This is a genomic window from uncultured Succinivibrio sp., assembly GCF_902756765.1.
Lineage (GTDB): Bacteria > Pseudomonadota > Gammaproteobacteria > Enterobacterales > Succinivibrionaceae > Succinivibrio.
Genome location: NZ_CACVSS010000185.1, coordinates 1 through 2,262 on the forward strand (window position 1 = coordinate 1; position 2,262 = coordinate 2,262).

A 2,262-nucleotide genomic window follows, 5' to 3' on the forward strand; every position below is an offset into this window, starting at 1 on the left:
CAGATACTGCTTTCTTAACATCCTCTGCAATTTCAGGAGTCCAGTCATCATAATTCTGTAAATATCCCTCGCTGGTTCTTTTGATATCAGACAGATTGCTTGTCATAATTTTCCCTTTGCAGCAAAAAACGGATAATTAATGTTCGTTAAGCAGATAGTCCTTCAGCCAGATTGACCATTTTTCAGCAATCGGCCTTATTTTTTTCTGGTAATTCAGATTGTATTCAATAGTTCTGGAATGATAATTGGCTACCTTTTGCCAATAACTCCCTTTATCATCAATCAAGTGCCTTTTAATCTTATAGGCCGCAACGTAATAAGGAAAGCATCCGTCTGACTGCAGCATATCCTCGGTTATTCCGTACTTCTTCAAATCCAAAAGATATGTCGAATTAATCTGCATTTTTCCTATATCATAGGATCCATTTTTATTATAGTTTACGGAATTGACCTTGCCGTTTTCTACTTTTGCAACGGCAATTAAGATGCTTGCTGGTACATCATATTTCAGCGAAGCATCAATCGAACAGATAACCTCGGTCTGCTCCGCCGGCGGTAAATCACTTATCAACATTGAAACAACTGCATGCCCAAGCCCTGATTCCGGCTATTATAAAAATAACGCACAAAGATGTAAATTTGATTAAAAGATAACCAACTTAACCAAGATATTATGAAAAATGGTTGCAAATTCAGATTTATCAAGTATAATGGCGTCATTCGTTCTGCGGATGGGTGGTAGAGCGGTTGAATACACCGGTCTTGAAAACCGGCCAAGAGCAATCTTGCGTGAGTTCGAATCTCACCCCATCCGCCATTTCAATTCTGACCTTCCAGTAAAATCCATCATCCAAAATCACAAAGCAGGGTAATTCATTACTCGTTCTGCTGATCATTTTTTGCGATAAAGCTTATTCTCATTGCAGCGTCTTTCATCTGGCAATTTCAGTAAGCCCTGGAAAATCCCACAGAACAGAAGACTTCATCCCTAGAAGATTTAGGCTCAAAAAAAATCTTTTGACACTGCATTTTTTTCTTTGACAGCTGCTGTCAGCGAAGAGTTGAATAAAATTTAACTTACATCCAAAAATAACGTAAAGATTCTCTGAGCAACTGATTAAAAATTGTATAATCAGCCGAATTTATTTGAAAGTAACTGTTATTGAAATTTATGAACAAATATAACGACTTTGAGCCTGATGTTCTCTTAGGACCTGCCATTATCGGCGGAGTGATCGGGATGTTTGTTTGCAGCTTTCTGACAGTTATCTTTCTATCGATTATCTGCAACATAGCGCCGTCATTTATCGGTCTTCCAGAACTGAGTTATGACTTCCTGCAAAAATCTGCTGTGCTCAGCATGATTATCGGACTGTTCCTGGGCGCAACAATTGTCGAAAGAATTGCAGAGGCTCATTCGTACAGATAAATACTGAGATTAGTTAAGAGAGAATCAGCCAAAGTTTAAGCCTGGATCCAGGCGCTGTTTCTCCCCTTATTAAGTTCGTATAATATACATTATGTTAAATTACGAATATAAGGACAAATAGCCTAATCTGCCCGTCTCCATAAACTGATACCATCCTTAATCTGAAATTAACCGTAACCTAAAACACAGGCCGGAGCCTTTATTCGTCCAAAAACAAAATCCAGGCATGATCCGGATAAAAGTCTTCTATTGCACCGCCTGTCCATTATTTTTTTCATGCCAGGAAAAACTTTTATCTTTCAGAAAAAATTCTGGCGAGACCTGACAACACTCTCAGCCACCCAGCAAAATATTATTTCCGTTCTATGGACGTGTGTAAGCACCAGGCAGATGCTTGATGCCGTAAAAATGCTCTGCGGTTGCCCTAAAAATTTATACCCAGCAGGCCGAATCTGCTTCGTCCGACTGTTTAGCACTTAATCCCATATAGACCGTCAGAATCTGAGATCGACTTTACTGCAGCTGCTGCAGTGGAAATCGGATGTTCATGGTCTTATCGCTGCCGTCATGAATTGGCAGAAAATAGGCGCAGTCAGCTGGACAGCTTTTGGAAATGGACAAAAGTCCTCTGATTCTGAATAAGACCGAAAAGAATAACTGAAAACTATAGGATTTAGAAGAGAAATGATTGAACTTTAGAAGTGGCGGTGAGAGAGAGATTCGAACTCTCGTTACCTTGCGGTAAACACACTTTCCAGGCGTGCTCCTTAAGCCACTCGGACATCTCACCAACGCGGTACATTTTAACCTTTTATTTTAAGATTTCAACCACT

The 2,262-nt window shown here is 39.7% G+C and carries 2 protein-coding genes and 2 tRNA genes; 2 read left to right on the plus strand and 2 right to left on the minus strand.

What is annotated here, in order from left to right; all coding sequences use genetic code 11:
• Positions 1-136: 136 nt before the first annotated feature.
• A complete protein-coding gene (locus tag QZU45_RS12210; protein ID WP_295355683.1) occupies positions 137-574 on the minus strand; it encodes a hypothetical protein in 438 nt (145 codons plus the stop codon).
• Between the two features lie 155 nt (positions 575-729).
• Here QZU45_RS12210 and QZU45_RS12215 point away from each other — a divergent pair.
• Both QZU45_RS12215 and QZU45_RS12220 read left to right on the plus strand, forming a co-directional pair.
• Positions 730-817, plus strand: a tRNA-Ser gene (locus QZU45_RS12215).
• Positions 818-1,171: 354 nt separating this feature from the next.
• Complete coding sequence (locus QZU45_RS12220) at positions 1,172-1,429, plus strand: hypothetical protein (protein WP_295355685.1); 258 nt, start codon at positions 1,172-1,174, stop codon at positions 1,427-1,429.
• 702 nt (positions 1,430-2,131) lie between these two features.
• Here the strand turns inward: QZU45_RS12220 and QZU45_RS12225 are convergent.
• Positions 2,132-2,219, minus strand: a tRNA-Ser gene (locus tag QZU45_RS12225).
• Between the last annotated feature and the right edge of the window lie 43 nt (positions 2,220-2,262).

Bases quoted from the DNA above. Each gene is read 5' to 3' on its own strand.
- QZU45_RS12210 (WP_295355683.1), bottom strand. From the start codon at position 574: ATGTTGATAAGTGATTTACCGCCGGCGGAGCAGACCGAGGTTATCTGT.
- QZU45_RS12220 (WP_295355685.1), top strand. From the start codon at position 1,172: ATGAACAAATATAACGACTTTGAGCCTGATGTTCTCTTAGGACCTGCC.